This window comes from Vibrio coralliirubri (assembly GCF_024347375.1).
In the GTDB taxonomy this organism is placed as follows: domain Bacteria; phylum Pseudomonadota; class Gammaproteobacteria; order Enterobacterales; family Vibrionaceae; genus Vibrio; species Vibrio coralliirubri.
In genome coordinates this window covers 112,404-134,361 of sequence record NZ_AP025471.1, presented here as the reverse complement: position 1 = coordinate 134,361, position 21,958 = coordinate 112,404, and the positions used below count along the sequence as shown (strand labels likewise).

General features: G+C 45.7%; 18 protein-coding genes. 9 read left to right on the top strand and 9 right to left on the bottom strand.

The genetic code is table 11. The features are described from left to right. Positions 1 to 146: 146 nt before the first annotated feature. Positions 147 to 1,046, top strand: coding sequence for a DMT family transporter (locus OCV20_RS17260; RefSeq protein ID WP_048610851.1), 900 nt, complete (start codon positions 147 to 149; stop codon positions 1,044 to 1,046). A gap of 157 nt (positions 1,047 to 1,203) precedes the next feature. Here OCV20_RS17260 and OCV20_RS17255 read toward each other — a convergent pair whose 3' ends face one another. Next, positions 1,204 to 1,623 (bottom strand): VOC family protein, encoded by a 420-nt coding sequence (locus OCV20_RS17255; RefSeq protein WP_048614864.1) that lies wholly within the window; start codon positions 1,621 to 1,623, stop codon positions 1,204 to 1,206. 398 nt (positions 1,624 to 2,021) lie between these two features. Between OCV20_RS17255 and OCV20_RS17250 the strand changes: the two genes are divergently transcribed. After that, a complete protein-coding gene (locus OCV20_RS17250) occupies positions 2,022 to 2,642 on the top strand; it encodes a heme-binding beta-barrel domain-containing protein (RefSeq protein WP_086775085.1) in 621 nt (206 codons plus the stop codon). Positions 2,643 to 2,724: 82 nt separating this feature from the next. Here the strand turns inward: OCV20_RS17250 and fecE are convergent, their stop codons facing one another. The 6 genes from fecE to OCV20_RS17220 all read right to left on the bottom strand — a co-directional run bounded on the left by fecE (position 2,725) and on the right by OCV20_RS17220 (position 10,908). Further along, the gene (gene fecE / locus OCV20_RS17245) at positions 2,725 to 3,489 is read right to left on the bottom strand and encodes a Fe(3+) dicitrate ABC transporter ATP-binding protein FecE (protein WP_048614860.1); all 765 of its coding nucleotides are present in this window, start codon (positions 3,487 to 3,489) and stop codon (positions 2,725 to 2,727) included. 2 nt (positions 3,490 to 3,491) lie between these two features. After that, positions 3,492 to 4,463 carry an iron chelate uptake ABC transporter family permease subunit gene (locus OCV20_RS17240; protein ID WP_048614858.1) on the bottom strand — a complete coding sequence of 324 codons (972 nt, stop codon included), beginning with the start codon at positions 4,461 to 4,463 and terminating at the stop codon, positions 3,492 to 3,494. Further along, positions 4,463 to 5,497: a FecCD family ABC transporter permease gene (locus OCV20_RS17235; RefSeq protein WP_086775084.1), complete on the bottom strand. Its 1,035-nt coding sequence runs from the start codon at positions 5,495 to 5,497 to the stop codon at positions 4,463 to 4,465. Before OCV20_RS17235 ends, OCV20_RS17240 begins: the two co-directional genes overlap by 1 nt. Continuing rightward, entirely contained in the window at positions 5,494 to 6,471 is a 978-nt protein-coding gene (locus OCV20_RS17230) for a Fe(3+) dicitrate ABC transporter substrate-binding protein (protein ID WP_086775083.1), read from the bottom strand. The genes OCV20_RS17235 and OCV20_RS17230 overlap by 4 nt, the downstream gene beginning before the upstream one ends. Positions 6,472 to 6,558: 87 nt before the next feature. Next, positions 6,559 to 8,688 carry a TonB-dependent receptor family protein gene (locus OCV20_RS17225; RefSeq protein WP_086775082.1) on the bottom strand — a complete coding sequence of 710 codons (2,130 nt, stop codon included), beginning with the start codon at positions 8,686 to 8,688 and terminating at the stop codon, positions 6,559 to 6,561. A gap of 183 nt (positions 8,689 to 8,871) precedes the next feature. Further along, positions 8,872 to 10,908 carry a TonB-dependent receptor gene (locus OCV20_RS17220; protein ID WP_086775081.1) on the bottom strand — a complete coding sequence of 679 codons (2,037 nt, stop codon included), beginning with the start codon at positions 10,906 to 10,908 and terminating at the stop codon, positions 8,872 to 8,874. Positions 10,909 to 11,147: 239 nt separating this feature from the next. On the opposite strand from OCV20_RS17220, the gene OCV20_RS17215 reads away from it, so the two are divergent. From OCV20_RS17215 to OCV20_RS17185, 7 genes are all read left to right on the top strand, one after another. Then, the gene (locus OCV20_RS17215; RefSeq protein ID WP_086775080.1) at positions 11,148 to 12,359 is read left to right on the top strand and encodes an ATP-grasp domain-containing protein; all 1,212 of its coding nucleotides are present in this window, start codon (positions 11,148 to 11,150) and stop codon (positions 12,357 to 12,359) included. Beyond that, the gene (locus OCV20_RS17210; protein WP_086775079.1) at positions 12,356 to 14,167 is read left to right on the top strand and encodes an IucA/IucC family protein; all 1,812 of its coding nucleotides are present in this window, start codon (positions 12,356 to 12,358) and stop codon (positions 14,165 to 14,167) included. Before OCV20_RS17215 ends, OCV20_RS17210 begins: the two co-directional genes overlap by 4 nt. 6 nt (positions 14,168 to 14,173) lie before the next feature. Continuing rightward, the gene (locus tag OCV20_RS17205; protein ID WP_086775078.1) at positions 14,174 to 15,391 is read left to right on the top strand and encodes an MFS transporter; all 1,218 of its coding nucleotides are present in this window, start codon (positions 14,174 to 14,176) and stop codon (positions 15,389 to 15,391) included. After that, positions 15,363 to 17,228 carry an IucA/IucC family protein gene (locus OCV20_RS17200; protein WP_086775077.1) on the top strand — a complete coding sequence of 622 codons (1,866 nt, stop codon included), beginning with the start codon at positions 15,363 to 15,365 and terminating at the stop codon, positions 17,226 to 17,228. The genes OCV20_RS17205 and OCV20_RS17200 overlap by 29 nt, the downstream gene beginning before the upstream one ends. Beyond that, positions 17,221 to 18,423: a type III PLP-dependent enzyme gene (locus OCV20_RS17195; RefSeq protein WP_086775076.1), complete on the top strand. Its 1,203-nt coding sequence runs from the start codon at positions 17,221 to 17,223 to the stop codon at positions 18,421 to 18,423. The genes OCV20_RS17200 and OCV20_RS17195 overlap by 8 nt, the downstream gene beginning before the upstream one ends. Positions 18,424 to 18,684: 261 nt before the next feature. After that, entirely contained in the window at positions 18,685 to 18,951 is a 267-nt protein-coding gene (locus OCV20_RS17190; RefSeq protein WP_017077457.1) for a DUF3081 domain-containing protein, read from the top strand. 47 nt (positions 18,952 to 18,998) lie between these two features. Continuing rightward, the gene (locus OCV20_RS17185) at positions 18,999 to 19,634 is read left to right on the top strand and encodes a CIA30 family protein (protein WP_086775075.1); all 636 of its coding nucleotides are present in this window, start codon (positions 18,999 to 19,001) and stop codon (positions 19,632 to 19,634) included. A gap of 109 nt (positions 19,635 to 19,743) precedes the next feature. On the opposite strand, the gene OCV20_RS17180 is transcribed toward OCV20_RS17185, so the two are convergent. Together OCV20_RS17180 and OCV20_RS17175 are read right to left on the bottom strand one after the other, a co-directional pair. Continuing rightward, a complete protein-coding gene (locus tag OCV20_RS17180; protein ID WP_086775074.1) occupies positions 19,744 to 20,769 on the bottom strand; it encodes a zinc-binding alcohol dehydrogenase family protein in 1,026 nt (341 codons plus the stop codon). A gap of 155 nt (positions 20,770 to 20,924) precedes the next feature. Next, complete coding sequence (locus tag OCV20_RS17175) at positions 20,925 to 21,692, bottom strand: glycine betaine ABC transporter substrate-binding protein (protein WP_086775092.1); 768 nt, start codon at positions 21,690 to 21,692, stop codon at positions 20,925 to 20,927. Between the last annotated feature and the right edge of the window lie 266 nt (positions 21,693 to 21,958).

Below are 21,958 nucleotides of genomic sequence, written 5' to 3'. Positions count from 1 at the left end.
GCTATAGCCGATCTTATGCGAGATAAAAACGAATCGATCTGAAATGAGAATTAATTGAATCAAGTTGACCAGAACAGGACAAAGACTTTGGTAGGCTCTTCTAAACTAAGTTATGATTCCTGTTCCCTCAACCGATTGATATTTTTATGCCTTCTTTCTCTTTTTCAATGATCCCTGTTGGGGTTCGGTTCATGATCCTCTCTGCTTTTGGATTCGCACTGATGTCAGCGTGTGTGAAATACATCAGCAACTACGGCATACCTGTATTCGAGATTGTTGCAGCAAGGGCTTTAGTGTCTTTGATCATCAGTTATATCGACGTTAAGCGAAAAGGCATTTCGATCTGGGGAAATAACAAACCTTTGTTGTTTGTTCGAGGCGCAGTTGGCACAGCAGCCTTGATGTGTGTTTACTACGCTGTGACCACTTTGCCATTAGCAGAAGCGACCATTCTACAATACGTTCACCCTGTATTTACCGCCCTACTTGGCGTGCTGTTTCTGAAAGAACGCGTCCAAAAGTCGACCATGATCTGCATTGCGTTCTGCTTAGCAGGATTATTAGTGATGGTTCAGCCAAGTATGAACAGCGGCGCGAGCAGCGAGTTACCGCTATTCAGCATTATGGTGGCGTTATGTGGCGCATTTGGTAGCTCAATTGCTTATGTGATTGTGAGAAAGCTTAGCCAAACGGAAGACAGCTCAGTGATCATCTTCTACTTCCCTCTGGTTGCTCTCCCAATCTCCACCGCCCTTATCTGGAACGACTTTGTGTGGCCTAGCCTGTTCCTAACCATGATGTTGGTTCTGGTCGGGATTTTCACACAAATAGGCCAATACGGTTTAACCAAAGCGATGCAAACCCAAGCAGCAGGCAAGGCTTCAGCTTACTCATATGTTCAAATCGTATTCTCAGCACTATTAGGTGTGTGGATCTTCAACGAGATTCCATCAGTTTGGACTTACCTAGGTGGTGGTCTAATCGTGACTGGCGCGTTAATCAATGTGTTTGGCAAACAACTGTTGGTGCCGTTTAAAGCTAAGTAAACACCAGCTAACAGATCTCAACATCAGTTAGCCAATCAGCGATTAAATAGATCGAAAAAGGGCATTGCGGATTATTCCACAATGCCCTTTTCTATAAATGTTCTCTAACGTGTTTTCATGGCGCTAACCAACTTTAATAAAGCGGCGTATTACGTAACTAACTTGTGGCATTTCGTAACTTGGGATCATCACTCAAATACTCAACAAACTCTATTTCAAAACCTGCCGGATCCACAAAGTAGACGTTTTTTCGATAAGGTTCTTCGGCACCGGGTTTGGCAATTGGGAAGCCCGCATCAACAAGCCGTTGAGTGACACTTTCGATATTATTGGTCACATAAGCGAAGTGCGCGAGGCCAACAGAATGCCCTGCCAAATCTCTATTTTCACCTTCACCGTGATCACTTATTGCTATGTATTGGTACTCGTCGCCAAAATGCAGCCAGTTACGTGGCTTACCTGACCACTCCCCTTTTCCCTCATCACGGACATACCAATGAGGGAACGCCGCTTTATAGAAAACCAGCATTTCTGGGATATCTTTTACCACTAAATTCACATGTTCAAGTTGGATCATTCTTCTCTCCTTAAAGTATTCTCGTAAGCAACGTTGCATATCCTAATACCTCAAGTTAAGTTGAGGTAAAGCACTAATTTGCATTTATTTCGAGAACGTCTTTAGAGCCCAAATTGTCGTATTTGCAGCGATACAAGCTTTAAGTTTAGACGACCTATTCCAATGTGACTGAACTCAGTCATAAGAGTCAGCAAACCCAAGATTTATCACTGAGATTAGACGACCCAACACCTGCTTCTTGCTCAATATACACACACATTAATATCCCCTTATTGACTGATACATCAAGTTACAATTCGATTTCATATTAGCCAACAACACTGATCTGGGTTAATAAACTGGTTTCACAATAACCTTATTTTTATTGGGGTCAGATAATTAATAAAAAGGAAGTTAAAGTGAAAAAATTATTAGCACTTGGTATCGCAGCAGCAATCTCGGCTCCAGCAGTAGCCGACCACAGCACAATCAATGGTATGGATTTTGGTCCACTCGCAAAGTTAGTCGGCACATGGAAATCAGTCGAAACTGGCGGCGTTGATATTTCTCCAGGTCAAGAAGGCACAGAAGTGGGCAAAGGTGGCCCCGCGGTCACACCATTTTATGAAGTGATGACATTTGAGGTTGCGGCAGATGCAACCAACGCCAGCGATCAATATCTGGTTGCTCTGTACTACAAGCAAGAAGTATTCAGAAAAGCCGACGACTCTAAGTTCCACGATCAACGTGGCTACTTCATCTACGATCAAAAAAATCAGATCGTCTACAATTCTTACTGTGTACCTCGCACCACATGTGTCACCGCAGAAGGCCCTGCTGGCGATACAATGACGTTAGTTGCGTCTAAGCGTGGCATCGCTGAGTCTGAATACATGACGGACAACGCAACCACCACGGGCTTCACGATGAATATTAGCATTTCAGACGACACGCTAACGTACTCTCAAACAACAGGCTTAGAGATCTACGACAGCGCATTTGCTCATACAGATTCAAGCACTCTAGTTAAAGTGAAGTAAAACTAAAAAACGCCTTTCGCAGCTCTGTGAAAGGCGTTGTTGATTGAGTCAATCTCAAGAAAATGACAATCAGTATATTCTCCTAAATCGCGACACACATTGGTGTGTTTGAAATAGGGTCTCGAAACACGCTCGCTTTGAGATCAAATACGTTACTGAGCATCGTTTCGGTCATCACCTCATCAGGCGATCCCTCTGCGATTAAGCACCCTTTTTCCAAAACCACTAAATGGTCGCAATAACGACTGGCTTGGTTCAGGTCATGCAACACAACAACCACCGTTTTTCCTTTGGCATTCATCTGTTGCATTAGGTTCATTAATTCTACCTGGTGTGACATATCAAGGTATGTGGTCGGTTCATCCAACATCACTACGTCCGTATCTTGTGCAATTACCATTGCAATCCATGCTCTTTGACGCTGGCCACCAGACAGTGACTCAACAGGCTTATCAGCAAACTCAAGGACACCTGTATCTCGCATTGCTTGCTCGACAATCCTTTGGTCGTCCAGCCCTAACCTTCCCCAATGAGAGACATAGGGCGAACGGCCATATTCGACTAATTTTCTGACCGTGATCCCTTCCGGGCTGACCAAGATTTGTGGAAGAAGTGACAACGAACGAGCGAGCGCTTTATCGCCATAGCTTGATAGCGGTTTGTCTTCAAACAACACCTCTCCAGCCACTGACTTGTTAATTCTGACTAACGTCTTTAACAAGGTAGATTTACCGCACCCGTTAGGTCCTATCAATGCGGTGATTTTTCCCTTAGGGATAGAAACAGACAGGTTCGGTATGATCGTTTGTTTGCCGTACGCGACGGAAAGATTCTGCGTTTTAAGCATGGTTACCAACCTCGATAGCGATAGAGAAGAAAGATGAAATATGGCGCGCCAATCACAGACGTGAGAACGCCTGCTGGCAATTCAATAGGTGGTTGTAGACCTCTGGCCAACCCATCAGCGCCGGTAACCAGAATTGCCCCTACCAGTGCAGATGCTGGGATTAACAATTTATGATTATGTCCAAACAACAAGCGTGCTAAGTGAGGTGCCAATAAACCCACAAAACTGATCGTTCCAGCAACAGAAACGCTAACACTGGCAAGCAATACAGCGGCCAATAAAGCGAGAGCTTGAATCTGTTTTGGCTTAGTGCCCAATGTGGTTGCACTTTCCTCACCAAGCCCCATCACATCTAATCGCCACGCCAACCATAATGCGATGGGTAACAACAAGAGCAGTGCACTCCAAATAAACGGGACTTGCTGCCAATTTCTGCCCCAAAGACTGCCTGTTAGCCACACCATGGCCGTGTTGATCTCTATCGGGTTGGTGACCAACAAGAAGTCGATACAACTGGCCAGAAACGCACTCACCGCTATACCAATCAGCGCCAATTTGGCGGGTGTTGGCCTTGACCACCAGGCCAATGCAGCAATCAGTCCAGCAGCTAATACCCCTCCCAACATCGCCACCACAGGAAGCACACTGACCGTTGTATTAGGAAACCAGACTAAACTCGCTGTCGCAGCAAGTCCTGCCCCAGCGCTAATACCCATAAGATCAGGCGATGCTAACGGATTACGTATCACGCCTTGCACTAATACCCCTGAAAGCCCTAACCCTGCGCCCACGCTTATCGCAAGCAACATACGTGGTAGCCGATACTGATGGATAACAAAGTCGTCACTGGAAAACGCGACCAAATGTTCGATGACTTGAGAAACAGAAAGCGAAGCTGCACCGACAAACAAACCTGCGGATGCCACTAATATGAGAATCCCAGATAACAAAACTATCTTAGTTTGATGATGCATTAAGATCTCCTCGTCGCAATCAAAATAAAACAAGGTGTTCCGAGCAAAGCAGTAATAACACCAACGGGTGTTTCAGTCGGGAAAGCAATCGCTCGCGACAACGCATCTGACCAAGATACTAATGCTGCGCCTGCCAATGCTGAAATAGGAATCAGTAAATGATAATTGTGCCCAACCATAGGTCGAACCAAATGAGGCACTAACAATCCAACAAAGCCAATTGGCCCTGCGATAGCGACACTTGCTCCGGCAAGCAACACTATCGTCAGTCCACTCACGAAGCGAGTAAACCTGATATTACTGCCCAACCCCACTGCAACTTCTTCGCCAAGTGCCAACAAGTTGAGGTTGCGAGCAAGGCTCATTGCCAACACCAAACCAATCACTACAGGCGGCCAAAGCTGTTGCCATTGATCATCATCCACACTAGACAGTGAGCCAGTAAGCCAATGCAAGACGCTATAAGCCATATCGTCAGCAAGAATCAGCGCCGCTCGTGTCAGCCCAAGCAATAACGCCGTAATGGCGATACCCGCGAGAACCAAACGTAACGGATGAGAACGTGCAGAGAAAAAACCGCCTAGAAGCATCACAGCACCGCCGCTCAGCAATGCACCAAGAACCGCGTTAAGGATTGGGTTTAGCTCACTGATCACGGGTATACCTATCGCAGCTAACGCCATAAAACAGGCTGCGCCAGCGTTAATGCCAAGAATCGACGGAGACGCGAGTGGATTACGCGTTAATCCCTGCATCAATAACCCAGCGACGGCCAAACTCGCACCAATCAATAGCCCCGCATCAGCTCTTGGGGCTCTTAATGTCGCCAATATTTGATGAGTCATGTTGCTTTCATCAAACGCAAACCAGTAGTGAATCAAGTCACTCAATGTTAATGAGAAATTAGACCACCCAGTCATAGAGGCCGCGTAACCAGACAGTGCCAAACACGACACGAATGCCGTAAATAACGTGACTCGCCACGACAGTATTGGCCAGAATCGCTTACTTTTAGAGAACGACATCGTACTCATGATCGGTCCAAGATCTGCTCAAAATTTTTCGCCATTTGTTCTGCCGCTAACATGCCTCGATTCAATGACCAAAGTGCCGGTGACACTTCTACAACTTGCTGATTTTTAGCAGAGGTTAGTACATTGAATAGCGGATTTTTCTGCCAATCATCAACAATATTTGGATGAGAGTAAGCGCCAAGGAGCAACCAATCCGGATTGGTTTTCAACAACAACTCAAAGCTGGTTGGTAAATATGCCTTCTCTGTTGGTTTCACAATAGGGCTAGCAATGCCTAATGCGGTCAACACGCCTCCTGCGTAAGACACTGGGCTATGTAACCACATACCTTTATCCGACACGACAGCGAACTGGACGGTTTGTTTGAGCGAGAAATGACTTTTGAATTCGGCCATGGCGTGTTGATGTTGTTGAATACGTTGTTCCATTGACGATTGCTTGTCGAGAGCGATGCCAATCTTGAGTGCAGACTCCAAATTCTCTTGATACGTCTCGCCGCGGCTTTTCAGCAGCAGAGTTGGTGCGATGCGTTGTAGATCTTGATAGACAGTACGATGACGCTCTGCATCAGCAATGATCAGGTCGGGCTTTAATACCGCAATGGCTTCTAGGCTAGGCTGAGAACGCATGCCAACCGATTCCCATGGTTGAACCAATTCACGCACCGCCGGAATCAATCGCGAAGCATCATTGTCATCAGCAACACCAACAGGAGAAACACCCACCGCAGCTAACGCATCTGCAAATGAGAACTCCAACACCACAATACGTTGCGGGGTAGTCGCTATCTCAAACTGACCTTGCTCATCTTGTATGACCCTCGGTTGTGCTGAACTGGAGAATGAGAACAAGCTTAAAACCAGCAAAACTAAGGTTACCGCTATCCTGCTGAATAAAAACGGCCTATTAAATGACAGCAGTCCGTTCGACAGCTGAAATTGATTCGAAAACAAAAGGCGAGAGCTGTTTTCCATATTTAATTTTCCTTAAACGCTAGAACCGTGAAAGCCGCCAAGAGTATTGGCGACTTTTATTCGTTATTACTTTCAATAAATTACGTATTAGAACTGATAATTCAGGTCCAAAGTGTAAGAACGTCCTGGGGCTGGATAACGACCAACGGGGCTGGTATCAATACCGCGGAAATAATAGTCCTCATCAAACAAGTTGTTCACCGCAAGGTTCATGCGCAGCTTACTGTTTTCATCCTTATACAAATCCGAACCTAGGTTAAAGTTCCAGACCATGTAGGCAGGCACTTTACCTGTCGCGCCCGTTGCATCTTCGGCACTTGTATTCGCATTGTCAGAATAAGATTCGCTAAAGTAGTAACCAGATAAAGTCGTATCTACCTTGCTGAAGGCGTAAGTCGCATCCCAACTAAATTGATGTTTAGACGTATAAGGAAGTTGATTACCTTTGTTTGCACCCTCTTCCTCTAACGTTGCATCTAAGTAGTTATAACCAGCGCCAAGGCTCAAAGCTTGCATCGCTTGAGGAATATAACGACCAGAGAGCTCAACACCTTGGTGAAGGGTTTTACCAATGTTATCGAAAGTTTGGGTAGCACTTTGCCATTGCAGCTGATCTTCAAAATCAATGCGGTAAAGTGCGATGTTAAAGCTGGTTGAATCTTGGTTGTAGCGGGCACCCAACTCGTAGTTCCACGCTAGCTCACTGCCCTCTTCACCTTTACCACGGATGTAAGCAATTTGTGGTGCACGCAAAGATTTCTGTGCATTACTGTACCCAACCCATTGTTCAGTCAGATGGTATGCCACGGTTAAGCCCGGCAGCCACTCCGTCACTTTGTTGTCTGTGCTCTGTGCTGTGCCCAGATCATCAAACGTCATATCAATCGATTCGTAACGAATACCCGGCGTAACTTTCAGTACATCATTGAACAGGCCGATTTCATTGCTGATGTAACCAGCAAAAGCGTCAGTATCTAAGTGCCAATCACGTGGGGTTGTTGTAGCACCACCAGCAATTGGTGTTTGGGTCAGCTTGTAGTCAATGTCTTCGTTAACATAGCGCGCACCCACAATCACGTTTTGCGTTACGGTATTTCCGTCAAAGTACATCGCGAGTTTAGGTTCAACACCATAAACAGCAAATTCACGTGGTGATGTACGAATGTCGGTTGATGGTAATGCCGGGTCCGCCCAGTGACCGCCAGCGCTATTAAAGCCCCATTGGAAGAAACGCTCAGAACGGTGGCCAAACGTCAGTATTTCTAATTCCGCGCTATCTGCAAGATTCAAATCATGCAAATACTTCAGGCTCCAACGCGTTGAAGTGCCTTGATATTCATCGTATGGGCGCTTCGACTGAGTACGATCTTTGCCATAATCATCCGGCGATAAAGCACCGGGCATTTGGGTGTCTGCATCATAACGCTGCACGAAAGCTTGTAGCTCTTGAGTATCACTCAGTAACCACTGCAACTTCGCCTGGAAGTTTTTGACATCTGTGTCGGAGTGCTCACGGAAGCTTTCACCTTTTAAGAAGTTCCCCTCGACTTGAAGTGCCAGCGTATCGGTTAACCAACCACCCGTTCGCAGGTAAAAGTCGTTGAGCGGCGTATCGCCATCCTCGAATACAGTAAAGCGATTACTGATTTCCGTTTGCCACTCCTGTGGAATAGGCTTGGTCACCAAGTTGATCACACCACCGACGTTGTTTGGTCCGTACTGAACCGCCGCACCGCCTCGCACAATATCAATACGATCAAGCATCGACAGCGTTGCAGGGAAAATTGATTGTCCTGTGTGACCATACGGTGCCAGTGTCAGCGGAACACCATCCATGAGGAATTGAGCGTGGCCACTGCGACTCGCTTTCAAACCACGCACTGAGATGTTAGGCAAAACACCGGTGCCCGTTTCGTCTTGAACCTTAATGCCCGGCACGCTTTGAAATGCCGAATCAATCGAGAGTGCTGCGGTCTTTTTAATTTGATCATTAGTCAGGACGGTACGAGCTCCCGGATATTCTTTCACATCCTCAAGCTCTGAATTACCGATCAAACTGCCCGTCACGACAACCGTTTCCATTGTTGTCGTTTGAGGATCAGACGCGGCAAATGCGCCCATGGAAGTCACTGAAGCGATGGCCATCGCAAGGGCACTTAGACGCAACTTTTGATGTGATTGAGTACAGGGTTTACCATCCAAATTCTGGTAAGGCATGAAAATCTCCTAAATAGGCAAGTTAGGATCAAAGACCGTGTTTACGATTCGGCGCTTTAATCCTATGGGCTAAACGGCCTCAAAATGAAGCCAACTGTTCACTCATTTGTAGTGAACAAATCAATCGTCTTTAGAGTAGAAAGAGCTCTTAGAAATGAACGAACTCTAGAACTGAATTAGCTTTTAAAACTGATAGCCGTAGCTGAGCATGAATTCGGCTGGCGCTCCGTAACCGATCTGGTTAGTACCAGACGTGCCGTTGGTTGCACCCAGAATGTATTTCTCATTAAGCACGTTGTAAGCATTCGCTTGAACTTTGTGACGACCCGTGGTGTACGCTGCCATCAAGTCAACCGTGGTGTAATCACCCAACGCTACAGCTTCATCATTACCCGCGTAACGGTCACCTACGTATTTCACGCCACCCCCCAAACGCCAGTTGTCATCTAACTGGTAAGTGCTCCAAAGAGAGAACAGATGATCAGACACATCGTTCGGCTTTTTGCCTGTCTCTTTGTTTTCTGCATCGAGGTAGCTATAGCCCACCGAAATGTCCCACTGCTCGGTAAACTGACCGCGAGCTTCTAATTCAATACCTTGGTGACGAGCCTCGATCTTGTTAACAACGTCTCCGTCTATATTGGTTTCAGGTTGTTCTTGATCGATTTGGAAGACCGCGGCATTCAGCATCAAAGCGTTATCTAATAGGTAAGCTTTTGCGCCAATTTCTTTTAGATCGGTGTGGAAGAATTCTGCTAATTTAGGGTTGATGTAGATACCTGAGTAAGGCAATTGCCATGAACGAGCTAAGCTTGCGTACACTGACATATCGTTGTTGATTCGGTAGACCAAGCCACCACGGTAGCTCAATTTGTCATCGTCTAGATTCTCTTTTGCTGAGCCCGCTTTTTGCTGTTCAAGCTCCATCGAGTCGTAACGCACATTGCCGATCACTGAAAGATCACCAAAGGTGTAAACGTCTTGAATGTAGACACCTGTCGTCGTTGTCGTGTTATCACGGAAAGGTTTGAAGCCCGGATCAGGTGTTGGGCCTGCTACTGGGTTATAGATATCTTTCGAAGGTAAGGTTTTATCGCTTGCGAGCGTTAAGTCGATATTGATCTGATTGTAATCCGCACCGATCATCATTTGGTTCGAATCGGTCTCCCAAACTAGCTCAGATTGAATTGTGGTTGTGGTACGAGGGTCGTAACCGAAGTTATTTACCGTCTGAGATACTTCATTCCCAGTTACCGTTCCTTGGCGTGTACCCTTTTGCTCAAGTTCGATATGGTTATATGCTGCGCGGTTTGTCCATGCCCATTCACTATTCAAAAGCCATTCATAATTAACGCCAACACGAATGCTGTCTGACTCTTGATAGTCGTTGGTGCCACCATAAAACGTGCTTTCAGAGACGTCGACAGGCTTACCATTCTTTGATGGAACACCACGATATGGCACCAACTCCTGGTGAGCATATTCGACATCGAGATCAATCGTGTGACCATCCGCTGGTAATACACGAATGGTGGGTGCGATAAAGAAGTCATTCGAGTTGACGTGGTCTACATAAGAATCCGATTGTCGACTTTCCACGTTGATACGACCGCTGACTTTGTCACTAAACGCCATCGAACTGTCAACCTGACCAACAAACAGATTGTTGCTGCCAACGCTGCCATTAACGTGAGTGAAGTTATCTCCGTTAGCTCGCTTGGTGACCAAGTTAATGATACCGCCCGCTGAACCTCGGCCATAAAGTGCGCCCGCAGGGCCTTTGACCACTTCGACACGTTCGATATTCGCTAGGCTTCGGTACGATTGAAGCGTTCCGTCATCACGCATGCCGTCACGGTACATGTCGTTGAGAGCATCAAAACCACGAATCACAAATTGGTCTCGGCTCCCCTCACCCAGCGTGTTGTTAACTCCGGCAACACCATCAAGAGCATCCACCAAACGTACAGCACCGCGGTCTTGCATTTCCGTCTTTGTGACCACTGATACTGCCTGCGGTACATCCAACCATTCAACATCCGTTTTGGTACCCGACTGCGGCATATGCTCCGCGTAACCTTCGTACTGGTGACCAATAACTTGCAGGGTTTCGTCTACCGCGACGTCTTCTGCTGCCATTACATTTGACATAGTGGTCATTGCGGTTAATGCGCCTCCAATTGCCAAAGCGAGCGGGGACAAGGCCAATCTAATGTTCATTTTCTAATTCCGTTTTAGTTTATAAAATCACAATAGTGCGAATGAAAACAAATATCATTTGTGTTTGCAATATAAATTTTATGATCTATATTTGTTTCCCTTATGCAACAAGCGTAGTGATAAAATAATCAATAAAAACAAAGCTATAACAAAACACTCTTTCCTTAAACCTTGAAAGAGACCGCTTGGAAGTCATGTGTGAGTAGGTAACAACAACGTTAGAAAATTAGGAAAAGCCCATGAAATCTACGATTATTATCGTGAGTCATGTCGTGAATGACGCAGTCACTCATGGCTTCGTGCCGACAGCAAAAGCGATGGGTCACCACGTCGTTTTAGTCACAGACCAAAAGCTCAACCACTTAAAACTGGCGAATGAAGATGACCGCTTCAATCCAGATGAAATTCTAGAGTGCGATGTGTTCAACCCTCTTGAACTCATCGAAATCATCACAGAGCAAGATCTAGAACCTCATGCTGTGTTCAGCAACAGCGACCACCTACAAACCTCAACCGCAATCTGTGCACAGTTCTTTGGCCTACCAGCTAAAGATTGGAATGTGACGCTCAAGGCGAAAAACAAATACTTAACTCGTCAGGTTCTCAACGAAAAATCGTTACCTAATACTCAGAGTGTTTTGTTAAGTCGAGAGAGCGCTCCTGTATCCGATTTCGATTTTCCTGTCGTTGCTAAGCCCAAGGAGGGCGTGGCTAGTTTAGACGTGCAGCGCTGCGATTCTGCGGCTGAGCTGGATAACTATTGCGATACGTTTTGGCAAAAGCACCCTACTACTCCCATTTTAGTTGAGGCGTTTTTACAAGGTCCGCTTATCACTGTCGAAACCATTGGCGACGGGGAAAATTTAGTCGCACTTGGTGGGTTTGATGTAGAACTCTCTGCGCCACCTTACTTCATCGAAACCGCTGCGAGTTGGAATGGTATTAACAGCGTTCACTACCAAGAAGAATGTATACGTCAGCTTCAAACATTTGGGGTGGGGTTTGGTGTCTGTCATAGCGAATTCATCATCACAGATTCGGGGCCGGTACTGGTCGAGATCAACTATCGAAGTATTGGTGATGGACGAGAATTTTTGCTTGATAACCTCTGTGGCGGGAATTGGTTCCATACCATCTTAAATCTTCACTTGGGTCACAAACTTGATCCTACATTTCGTATTGATGGCAGTGCCCATGTGCACTATGTAGTGGCGCAACAAAGCGGTTTGATTGAAGGATCATCAACCTCTTTCATTCACCAGGAGGGCGATATTGTCATTCAGCAGCAAGTGCTTAAAAAGGTTGGTGAGACGTTCCAACAAAGTTTCTCCAACAAGGATTACTTAGCGAGAATTTCGGTCGTTTCTCCTTCTGGTCAAACACTAGAACTCGCTCTACAACAGGCAATCTCTCGCTTCAATCTAACAGCAACAAACGAGGTAACAGCATGAATGAAAACGCGTTATACCTCACTCAACGCTTAGTCGATACGTGCTTGCGTGAAGATTTGTTTGGATTAGTTTCTCAAAGCCGATTTGAGTCTAAACTCCCGAGTGTGCTCAAACTATCTTCTTATCCTCGTAATCAAATTTGGGCTATTTTTGCGGGTTCAGACTTTACACTCTATTTACCCGTTGCTCCGAGCTATTACATGCAGCGTTGGGTATACGGCCAACCGGATGGATCGAAAGGTGATGGTTGGCTCATCGAGAGAAATGGTGTCGTTGAAACCCAGCAGCACTATCAAGATTGGATCGAACTACTGAAAGCAAGTGCTCACGAAAGTTCGCATTCCTTATTAGATGGTTATTTGCAAGAACTCGAATGTGCAGAAAAACACAAAGGATTGTGTGATAACGCCTTCAACCAGCACTCGGAAGCACTCATGCTGCCGATTTCTCAACTAGAACGTTGGGAGCAAAAGCTATTACGTGCCGATCAAATCGCATCCTATCTTGACCACCCCTACTATCCGACAGCACGTGCTAAGTTCGGTTTAAGCGATCACGACCTAGAGCAATTCGCGCCAGAATTTGCACAAAGCTTTGAACTTCGTTGGCTCGCAATCGAAAAGTCACTCGTTACATTGACCAGTCCACAACCAGAATGTTGGCCAACGATGGAGCAAGTGGGTCTGCCCGCCGACTTTGCTCTTAGCCATGAGTTATTCCCCGCACATCCATTAACACTAAGGAGTCTTGATGAACTTCCTGACGGTGTTATTGAGGCTCCGGTTGCATGCCTTGAGGTGACTCCAACTTTATCAGTGCGCACTGTGGTCGTGAATCAAGCACCACAGATCCACATCAAGGTACCGCTGATCATGCGCTCTTTAGGTACTAAAAACATTCGCCTAATCAAACCCTCCACACTCTATGATGGGCATTGGTTTGAACGTTTATTGACACACTTAGAGCAAACAGATCAAGACTTACACGGCACGCTTTACCATTGTAATGAGAAACATGGCGGCCATGTTGGAGACGATAAAACCTTTGCTTACATTGTACGTGAATACCCGCTGAGCTACTTCCAAGACAAAGCACTGGTGCCTGTGGCAGCCCTTGCTAGCCCAATGCCTGATGGACGTTTGTTCTTGGAACATCTCGCCGAACAGTATTATCAACAAGATACGCTGACTTGGTTTAAAGATTACGTTGATCTGCTATGCAAAGTGCACCTTACATTGTGGATTCGTTACGGTATCGCTTTGGAGTCTAACCAACAAAACGCCATCATCGCATTCGATGGGCAAGGCAAGATGACCTTAGCCATGAAAGACAACGATGCAGCGCGTATTTGGCCAGAGCGTTTCCAAACGTTTGAACAACAATCACCCGTAAAATGCGAGCATCTTTTAGACCAACGCATCACAGTAGACAGCGAGCTTGCTCTTGGTCAGATGTTTACCACCATTACTTTGCAGTTAGACATTGCCGCGATTGTCGAAGCAATGGCGACGAAAGGAATCGCAACGTCAGCTTATCTGTATGAAATGGTAGCCAATAGCCTTTCCCAACAGCTTAGCCAGTTGGACAAACAAGGACACAACACCAAGCTCGCAAACGAGATGTTATTTGAGTCACCCAATCTATACGCTAAGTATCTTTTGAGCTCGGGTAGTTTGTTGTCTAAAGAAGCATCTGGCGCCAGTGATATCAATAAGTTCTATGGCTTGTCAGCACCGAACTTTTTATTGCTAGCCAGCGAAGAAGCACAACACGCTTACCTTGAAAACATCAAGCAGAGCGTGAGTTAGCCCATTATGACCAAACTCATCTATTGTGTGCTTTTAAGCCACTTTATCGCCGCGTTTGCAGCCTTGGGAATGCCGTTGTTTTTGCCAATGGTATTGCCAACACTGGATGCAAACATTACTTCGGACTGGGCGGGGGTACTGTTCATTTTACCCACCTTTTGCACGGCCGTTACGGCGCGTTTTTGGGGGCAGTTTGCCGATAAATATGGCAGACGTCGCTCTCTACTACGTGCTCAACTCGGGCTTGCAGCAGGCTTCGCGCTGTGCGGCTTAGCCGATAATCTCTCAATGTTTGTGTTTGGTCTTATCGTTCAAGGAACCTTTGGTGGCACCATGGCCGCCTCAAACAGCTACTTATCCAGCCAAATTAACGATGCGAAAACACTCGGTAAGTCACTTAATAAAACTCAGCTTTCTGCCCGTCTGGCGTTAATTATTGCTCCGATAGGGCTTGGCTGGAGTTTATCGGAAACCAACCCGTTGAACGCGTATCTGTGGCTGTCTGCTTTGCCGCTATTCGCGCTAGTGATCACCTTAACATTACCCATTGATGACTTAACGAGATCTAAGGGAATTATAAAAGATCAAGCATCGAATAAAGCTCAATGCAGCCAAGCCAATTCGTTAAATACTCTTTATTGGGTGTTTGCCGCGCAGTTCAGTTTTGCTTTCGCCATGGTCGTCACGTTCCCCTATTTCTCGCCTTATGTGCAGCAATATGGCGTGACGAATCAAGCATGGGTTGGGTTTTTGTATGCCCTCCCACATGGTGTTTATCTGCTCTTTGCAGGGAAAGTTCATCTGTTCTCAGAATGGATTGATCGCCACCAGCTTGAACGCAATCAAGCGCAGCGTACTTTATGGCTGGGCTTTGGTTTGCTTTCACTCGGTGCCGCAATGCATCTCACTCCTTATCAAGAAGTGTTGATTATTGCTCGTATCGTTTTCGGACTTGGCATGGTTTGCTGTTATCACGGCTTGCATCAAGCGTTAGCAAACCAAATTGATCAACGACAAAGCGGAAAAGTATTTTCGCGCTTTGACGCTATGTCTAAATGGGGTGGCGTTGCGGCTGGGTTGAGCGCGTCTTTCATATCAAGCCTGGACTGGCTTGAGGTTCCTTTCATACTTTCTATGTTGGTCAGTGGCATTGCTGCTATCGCGCTGATCATCCATCCAAAATTTGGACATCAACATGTTAAAGACTCAATTATCTCCAAGTGAATATTCCACTGAAGACCAAGTTCTTCAAAATCGTAAAAAAGTACTGCTAAACCGAGAAAAAGCCCAACTCAATACCATCATGGGTGTGATGAATTGTTACTTACGTGAATACGCGATACCCAATAAGCAGGTTGATTGGCGCTACAGTTCAGCCTCTCTGCCTCAAACTTTGAAAAGAAACTACAACGCTCACCAGCGCGTGGCCATTCACCTACCTCACCAAAGTCAGCCTCAGAAAAATGGCTTGACGGTTTTACCTGTTGAGTACACCAGCAAACTGGGAAAAGTGAAGCTCTGCGATACACCTTGGGTCAAAATGCCCGGCACAGCTTGGTGTAAGCTGGACGCAACGCAAACCCTGACGCTTCTACTCAGTTACCTAAAACAAGTGCTGACGATTCCATTCAATCACGAATTGATCGAGCAAATGGAAAACAGTTTGTTGATCACCGAGCAGTTCCTAAACTCAGACGGCTCACCGCAGCATCACAATGCGTTTATCGCATCAGAGCAATCGTTACTTTGGGGACATACTTTTCACCCAACGCCAAAGAGTCGGTCAGGTGTCAGTATCGATGATCTGCTAGCGTGTTCCCCTGAGGTTGGAGCGAAAGTTCCTCTGTATTGGTTTAAGGTGGATTCTGCGTTGCTCGACGTCTTGAGTTCAGATAACCGAACCTCACCAACTACCATGCTTGAACAACTTGCACCAGACGAGAACAATTCAGCAACTACCATGCTTTACCCTTGCCACCCTTGGGAAAGTTACACACTTTTGCAAAACCCAGTGGTCAAAACGGCCATTGAACAAGGCAAAATCATCCCGCTTGGATTAGGTGGAGAAAAACTCTTACCCACCTCATCCGTGCGCACTCTGTATCACCCAGATATGGATTGGTTTGCTAAGTTCTCCATCAATGTACGTTTAACCAACTGTGTACGTAAGAACGCATGGTATGAGCTCGATAGTGCCGTTCAATTAACCTCAATTCTGCACCCCATCAAAGAGAGTGAGCAGTTACGTAATCCTGTCTTCAAGGTAATGACAGAACCTTACGCAACCACATTGAATCTAGAATCTGTGGCTGAACAAGAACATGCTGATGTTATTAAGGCTCGAGAGTCATTTGGTATTTTATATCGAGAGAATTTCACTTTAAGCGAAACCGATATTTTGCAGCCAACGTTAGCGGGTGCGCTCTTTGCTTACGACACAAACGGGAACAGTTGCATCGCCACTCAACTCAAACAAAAAGCGCAAACAACACAATCCCAATATGAAAATGTCGCCACGCTGTGGTTTGAGCGCTATCTGCATTGTTTGATTCCGGGCGTCTTTAACTACTACTTCAAACATGGGGTTGCGTTTGAACCGCACTTACAAAATACATTGATTGGATTTGAAAAAGGCATGCCATGCTGTGTATGGATTCGAGACTTAGAAGGCACCAAGCTACTGCGCGAATTTTGGCCGTCAGAAACACTTCAGCAGCTTTCAGAACGTGCTCGTCAATCGGTTTACTACAGCCGTGGGCAAGGTTGGAACCGTATTGGCTATTGCACCTTCATAAACAATATCAGCGAGGCCATTTTCTTTATCGCAGAGGGGAACTCAGCACTTGAAAATACGTTATGGGGAACTTTAAAAGACGCTATCGTCCGCTGGCAGTCGATCAATGGTCAGCAACCCGAACTTATGTCGTTGCTCAACGATGGTCATTTCCCTAGCAAAAATAACTTCACAACCCGTTTGATGAAAAATGCTGATAAAGAGTCTGGGTACACCCAAGTAGTCGCGCCTTGGCCTACTCATTCAAAAGGAGTTCACCATGCTTAATTCACCTCAACTTCCTGCGAGCATCCACCAAGAAATACAGCAATTGGCCAAGCAACAAACGCAACCATTATGTGCTTATCTTTATGACCTCGATGCATTGGAGCAGCACATCAAGCAGATGCGCCATGTATTACCAAAAAACGTAGATCTATTTTACGCCGCCAAAGCGAACCCTTCAGCGCCGATATTACGTACTTTAGCTCCTTATGTTGATGGTTTCGAAGCGGCATCAGGCGGAGAGCTTACACACCTCCACCAGCAACAACTCAATAAACCACTGATCTTTGGTGGGCCGGGGAAAATGCCAAGTGAACTGGAGCAAGCAATTGAACTCGATGTCGATGCGATTCATGTCGAAAGCCTCACTGAGTTACAACGCATTGGTGCTTTAACTCAGAGGTTGAATCGACCTGCTTCGATCTTCTTGCGTATGAACATAGACATTGGTGACATCACACTTAGCAAGTTAGCCATGGGTGGAAAACCCACTCCATTTGGACTCGATGAGGGTGAACTCAATAACGCCTTGATGTATCTGCGCGACTTTCCCTTGATCAAGCTAAAAGGCTTCCACTTCCACCTGATGTCGCATCAACTTGAAGTCGATCGCCACCTCGCCTTGATGCAACGTTATTTCCAAGTCGTCAAAGAGTGGCAAAAGACGTTCTCACTCGATGAGCTGATCATCAACCTTGGTGGAGGGATGGGAATCAATTACCAAAACCCGCAGCAACACTTTCCTTGGATGGAGTTCTGCGACAAGTTGGAGTTCTTGATTGCTAAAGAACATATGCAAGACTGGAAGCTACGTTTTGAATGTGGCCGCTATATCTCGGCACCGTGCGGCTATTACGTGATGGAGGTACTGGATATTAAGCAAAACCTTGGTGAGAACTTCGTGATTGCACGTGGTGGAACACATCATTTCCGTACACCGGCTGCACAAAACCATGATCACCCTTTTATTATCGTAAAAAGTAATCAACAACCCACCATTTCACATCCGATAAGCCATGCTACCGCCACACTAGTTGGACAACTTTGCACGCCAAAAGATGTTATGGCACGAAATCAACATATCGAGCAGGTCGATATCGGTGACTATGTGGTGTTCACTCTAGCAGGCGCTTATGCTTGGAACATCTCGCATCAAAACTTCTTAATGCATGAGCCTCCGGTGTTTCATTATTTCTAGGCACCCCGCTGTGCTCTATGATTTCTAACTGACGGTTTGAGTTGAAGATCCATAGAGCCAGCTAAAGACACTAAATGAAAAAGGCGTTAGTAAACTCAGGTCTACTAACGCCTTTCTTATGTTTATCTTAGCCCTTTGACCAAAGAGCTACAGCGATTGAGTACTCGAGTCCCCACAGTGATCGTAATGTAGAACCAAACCGTAGTTAATTCAAATACAAGCACTTAGCATTTTTCATCGACTGCGCAGCGGGAGTGGTACATGGACAACAGAATCACCATTTTAGAGTTTCTCAGAGTGTTCGATTGCATTCGCTCCTCGGGCAAGCAATTGGATAGCAAATATCAATTGGGCGAGATGGTAGCGTGGCATGATTACGATGGTTACACCTGTTGGTTGAGCTACCGAGACGTTACCGTGACCCTGATGTTCCACGGCTCATTGAAGATCGAATACGACAAAACCTCGAACTATGAAGACTTCATCAAGCGATGTTTAGCTATGCTTGAAACTGAACCCTCTCCATAAACTATCCATCGCTATTGAGTAAACAACGCAAAGCCTATGGGGAAGCAGTGGAGAAAATGATGAACGGAACCCATTGTAAAACGCGGTTACCACTTAGGTTAACCACACCTTTACTCCTTCTACTCAGCCTTCATTCGTTAAGTCTTAAGGCAGATGCAACAGGGACAAACATGATCGACTTTACACAAGCGAGTGAGTATCAAAACTGGACAGTGACCAACGACGATGTAATGGGTGGCATCTCAACTGGCGAGCTTATTTATCTTGATAATATGAGTCGATTTAGGGGCGAGCTATCGTTAGAAAACAATGGTGGTTTCAGTTCTGTAAAGCGCTCCATTGAATCACCAGCCCATGAAATAGATAGTGCAGAGCTAGTTTTTGTTGGTGATGGTCGCACCTACCAACTGAGGTTTACAACTTCAAAGGACGGCAATCGAGTTCAATACAAACACGATTTCGATACCAATAAGGGAGAGCAGTTTAGCAAGGTGTTCCACTTCGATGATTTTCAAGCGGTGTTCAGAGGTCGGCTACTGAGCGATGCGCCGGAACTTAGGGCACAAGACATCAAACAAATCGGCTTTTTGATTGCAGACAAACAGGCATCGCCTTTTGAGCTAGACCTAATACAGCTTCACTTCAAAACATCGCAACCTATCACATCACCAGAATCTGACTAAACCGCAAACATAAGCCCCTGATAACTTTTGACTAGTAATAAGATATCAGGGGCTTCATCTATTTAAACCGTCAACGATTCAAAACAACGGCGGATTAAAGCATCAGCAATTAGTATTTGATGGCAGTTTTACCAATAGAGGCACTGCTTTCAATACGTTGGTGTGCATCTTTGATTGTATCCACACTAAAGCCATTTAGGGTCGAGGTTAGCGTCGTTTTAATACGGCCCGCATCAATCAGATTTGCGGCTTGGAATAGGATGTCTTGCTGCTTCTGGATATCTTCGGTGTTAAACAACGAACGTGTAAACATCAGCTCCCAAATAAAGCCTGCTGATTTGCCTTGCAGCGCTGATAAGTCAATTCCACCGTCAAATTCAACAATCGAACTGATCATGCCTTGCGGTGCGATCAACTCAACCATCGCATCCCAATGCCCTTTTGTATCAGCAACATTGAAGATGTAGTCGACATGTTGAATGCCTTGCTTTCGCACTGACTCGACAAGGTTACGGTGGTTCACCACATGATCCGCCCCCATATCCCTTACCCACTGCTCCGTTTCAGGTCTTGAAGCTGTCGCGATAACATTTAGGTTGGTGAGTTGCTTAGCCAGTTGAATCGTAATTGAACCAACACCGCCCGCTCCACCAATGATCAGGATAGACTTTTTCTCTTCAGGACGAACTCGCAGGCGGTCAAACAATGCTTCCCAAGCGGTAAGTGTTGCTAGTGGCATAACGGCTGCAGCCTCATCAGAAAGGCTCTTAGGCGATTTAGCGGTAATACGGTAGTCCACAGCTTGGTATTCTGCGTTAGCACCCATGCGTGTTACGTCACCCGCATAGTACACACGGTCACCGACTTCGAAGTCTTCAACGTCACCACCTTTGCCAACAACTTCGCCGACTGCGTCGTAGCCCAGCACTTTTGGCTGCTCAAGAGTTTTATCTTTAGCATTACGAATACGAATTTTTGCGTCAGCAGGATTGATAGAAGTCGCGCTCACTTTTACCAGCAAGTCATTATTTTTTATTTCTGGCAGACTCGTTTCAAACTCAAATAAACTGTCTTGCTCTGTAATCGCAAGTGATTGAGTAAATCCGATCGCTTTCATTTTTGATGGTACTGACATGGTGCTTCTCCTTGAATTAGACGAATTAATCTTAGTCAATTCTCACTCTAGATAAACCGCCTAATATTTGAATAATTCTCAAATAATTTTTGATAATAATGTTGCCGTTATCTTGGTAACGCAGACGTCTCACTGCATTACCAACGGCTTAGAAGTTAAATAATCCCTTTCTCAATCAACCAATCATGTGCGACTTGATCTTGTGGTTTACCTTCACGGCAAACTTTGTAATCCAGCTCTGCGATGATGTCGTTTGAGAAGCGTAGGGAATCCAACTTCTGAATCTGTTGCTCGCTGAACAGATGCTTCTTATCATCTCTTAAAAGAAGCACTGCTCTGTCCACAATTCCGAGTAGGACTTTTGGTTCTTTGAGCTCACGAATATCGTAACGATAGTGCAAAAACTGAGGTTTCCACAGTGGCACTACCACCCACTCTTTATTTGCGACTGCACTTTCAAATGCACTGAAACAATCGCCTTCACTGCCAGGAAAGAACTGGTAGCCGGCATCGCTCAGACCATAGTCTTTCATCATTTGGATAGAGAAGCGTGTGATACCAGCGCCGGGGTTGATGCCTTGGATGGTCAAGTTCATTTTCTCGATCACTTCAGCTTTTAATAAATCAGAGACTTCAGAAACCGCCGCTTCAGGCACATAGTCTGGTACGCCCCACAAAGCATAAGGTTCATAATGAAGCCCAAGCTCGATAAGTGGCTCAACTTCTTCAACGCCCGCTTTGTATATACCGTGACTTGATGGCAACCACGCCGAAGAAAGCATATCCACTTGGCCTGTTTTCAGCTTTTCAAAGTTCTCTTGATGTGGAGAGAAAATACGCTCTACCTCAAAACCCATGGATTTCAATACATTGGCAACCAATGATGCGGTCGTACAGTGGAACGACAAATCCGTTACACCCATTGTGATTTTCTTAGTCATCTTATCCCCCTAGATCGTAAGCTTCGTCCATACGATGTGTACTGCGCTACGTTGTCGATATGGGAAAATGATAGTGAGAAAATTACTAATGAAAAACAGCCTCATATTTGAATTATTATCAAATTAGTTTTGACAATTAAGTGTTTGAAGCTAACTTAGAAGCGATAAGTAGAGATAACCCATTTGCAGATTGTGATGGGGAAATATCCCAACACCATGTTTAGAACATAATTCAATACAGGTAGATA

What these genes read in the sequence shown, in the direction of transcription:
- OCV20_RS17235 (WP_086775084.1), bottom strand. Translation starts at nt 5,497, where the DNA reads ATGAGTACGATGTCGTTCTCTAAAAGTAAGCGATTCTGGCCAATACTG.
- OCV20_RS17215 (WP_086775080.1), top strand. Translation starts at nt 11,148, where the DNA reads ATGAAATCTACGATTATTATCGTGAGTCATGTCGTGAATGACGCAGTC.
- OCV20_RS17225 (WP_086775082.1), bottom strand. Translation starts at nt 8,688, where the DNA reads ATGCCTTACCAGAATTTGGATGGTAAACCCTGTACTCAATCACATCAA.
- OCV20_RS17195 (WP_086775076.1), top strand. Translation starts at nt 17,221, where the DNA reads ATGCTTAATTCACCTCAACTTCCTGCGAGCATCCACCAAGAAATACAG.
- OCV20_RS17240 (WP_048614858.1), bottom strand. Translation starts at nt 4,463, where the DNA reads ATGCATCATCAAACTAAGATAGTTTTGTTATCTGGGATTCTCATATTA.
- fecE (WP_048614860.1), bottom strand. Translation starts at nt 3,489, where the DNA reads ATGCTTAAAACGCAGAATCTTTCCGTCGCGTACGGCAAACAAACGATC.
- OCV20_RS17220 (WP_086775081.1), bottom strand. Translation starts at nt 10,908, where the DNA reads ATGAACATTAGATTGGCCTTGTCCCCGCTCGCTTTGGCAATTGGAGGC.
- OCV20_RS17260 (WP_048610851.1), top strand. Translation starts at nt 147, where the DNA reads ATGCCTTCTTTCTCTTTTTCAATGATCCCTGTTGGGGTTCGGTTCATG.
- OCV20_RS17180 (WP_086775074.1), bottom strand. Translation starts at nt 20,769, where the DNA reads ATGTCAGTACCATCAAAAATGAAAGCGATCGGATTTACTCAATCACTT.
- OCV20_RS17205 (WP_086775078.1), top strand. Translation starts at nt 14,174, where the DNA reads ATGACCAAACTCATCTATTGTGTGCTTTTAAGCCACTTTATCGCCGCG.
- OCV20_RS17190 (WP_017077457.1), top strand. Translation starts at nt 18,685, where the DNA reads ATGGACAACAGAATCACCATTTTAGAGTTTCTCAGAGTGTTCGATTGC.
- OCV20_RS17210 (WP_086775079.1), top strand. Translation starts at nt 12,356, where the DNA reads ATGAATGAAAACGCGTTATACCTCACTCAACGCTTAGTCGATACGTGC.
- OCV20_RS17200 (WP_086775077.1), top strand. Translation starts at nt 15,363, where the DNA reads ATGTTAAAGACTCAATTATCTCCAAGTGAATATTCCACTGAAGACCAA.
- OCV20_RS17255 (WP_048614864.1), bottom strand. Translation starts at nt 1,623, where the DNA reads ATGATCCAACTTGAACATGTGAATTTAGTGGTAAAAGATATCCCAGAA.
- OCV20_RS17175 (WP_086775092.1), bottom strand. Translation starts at nt 21,692, where the DNA reads ATGGGTGTAACGGATTTGTCGTTCCACTGTACGACCGCATCATTGGTT.
- OCV20_RS17230 (WP_086775083.1), bottom strand. Translation starts at nt 6,471, where the DNA reads ATGGAAAACAGCTCTCGCCTTTTGTTTTCGAATCAATTTCAGCTGTCG.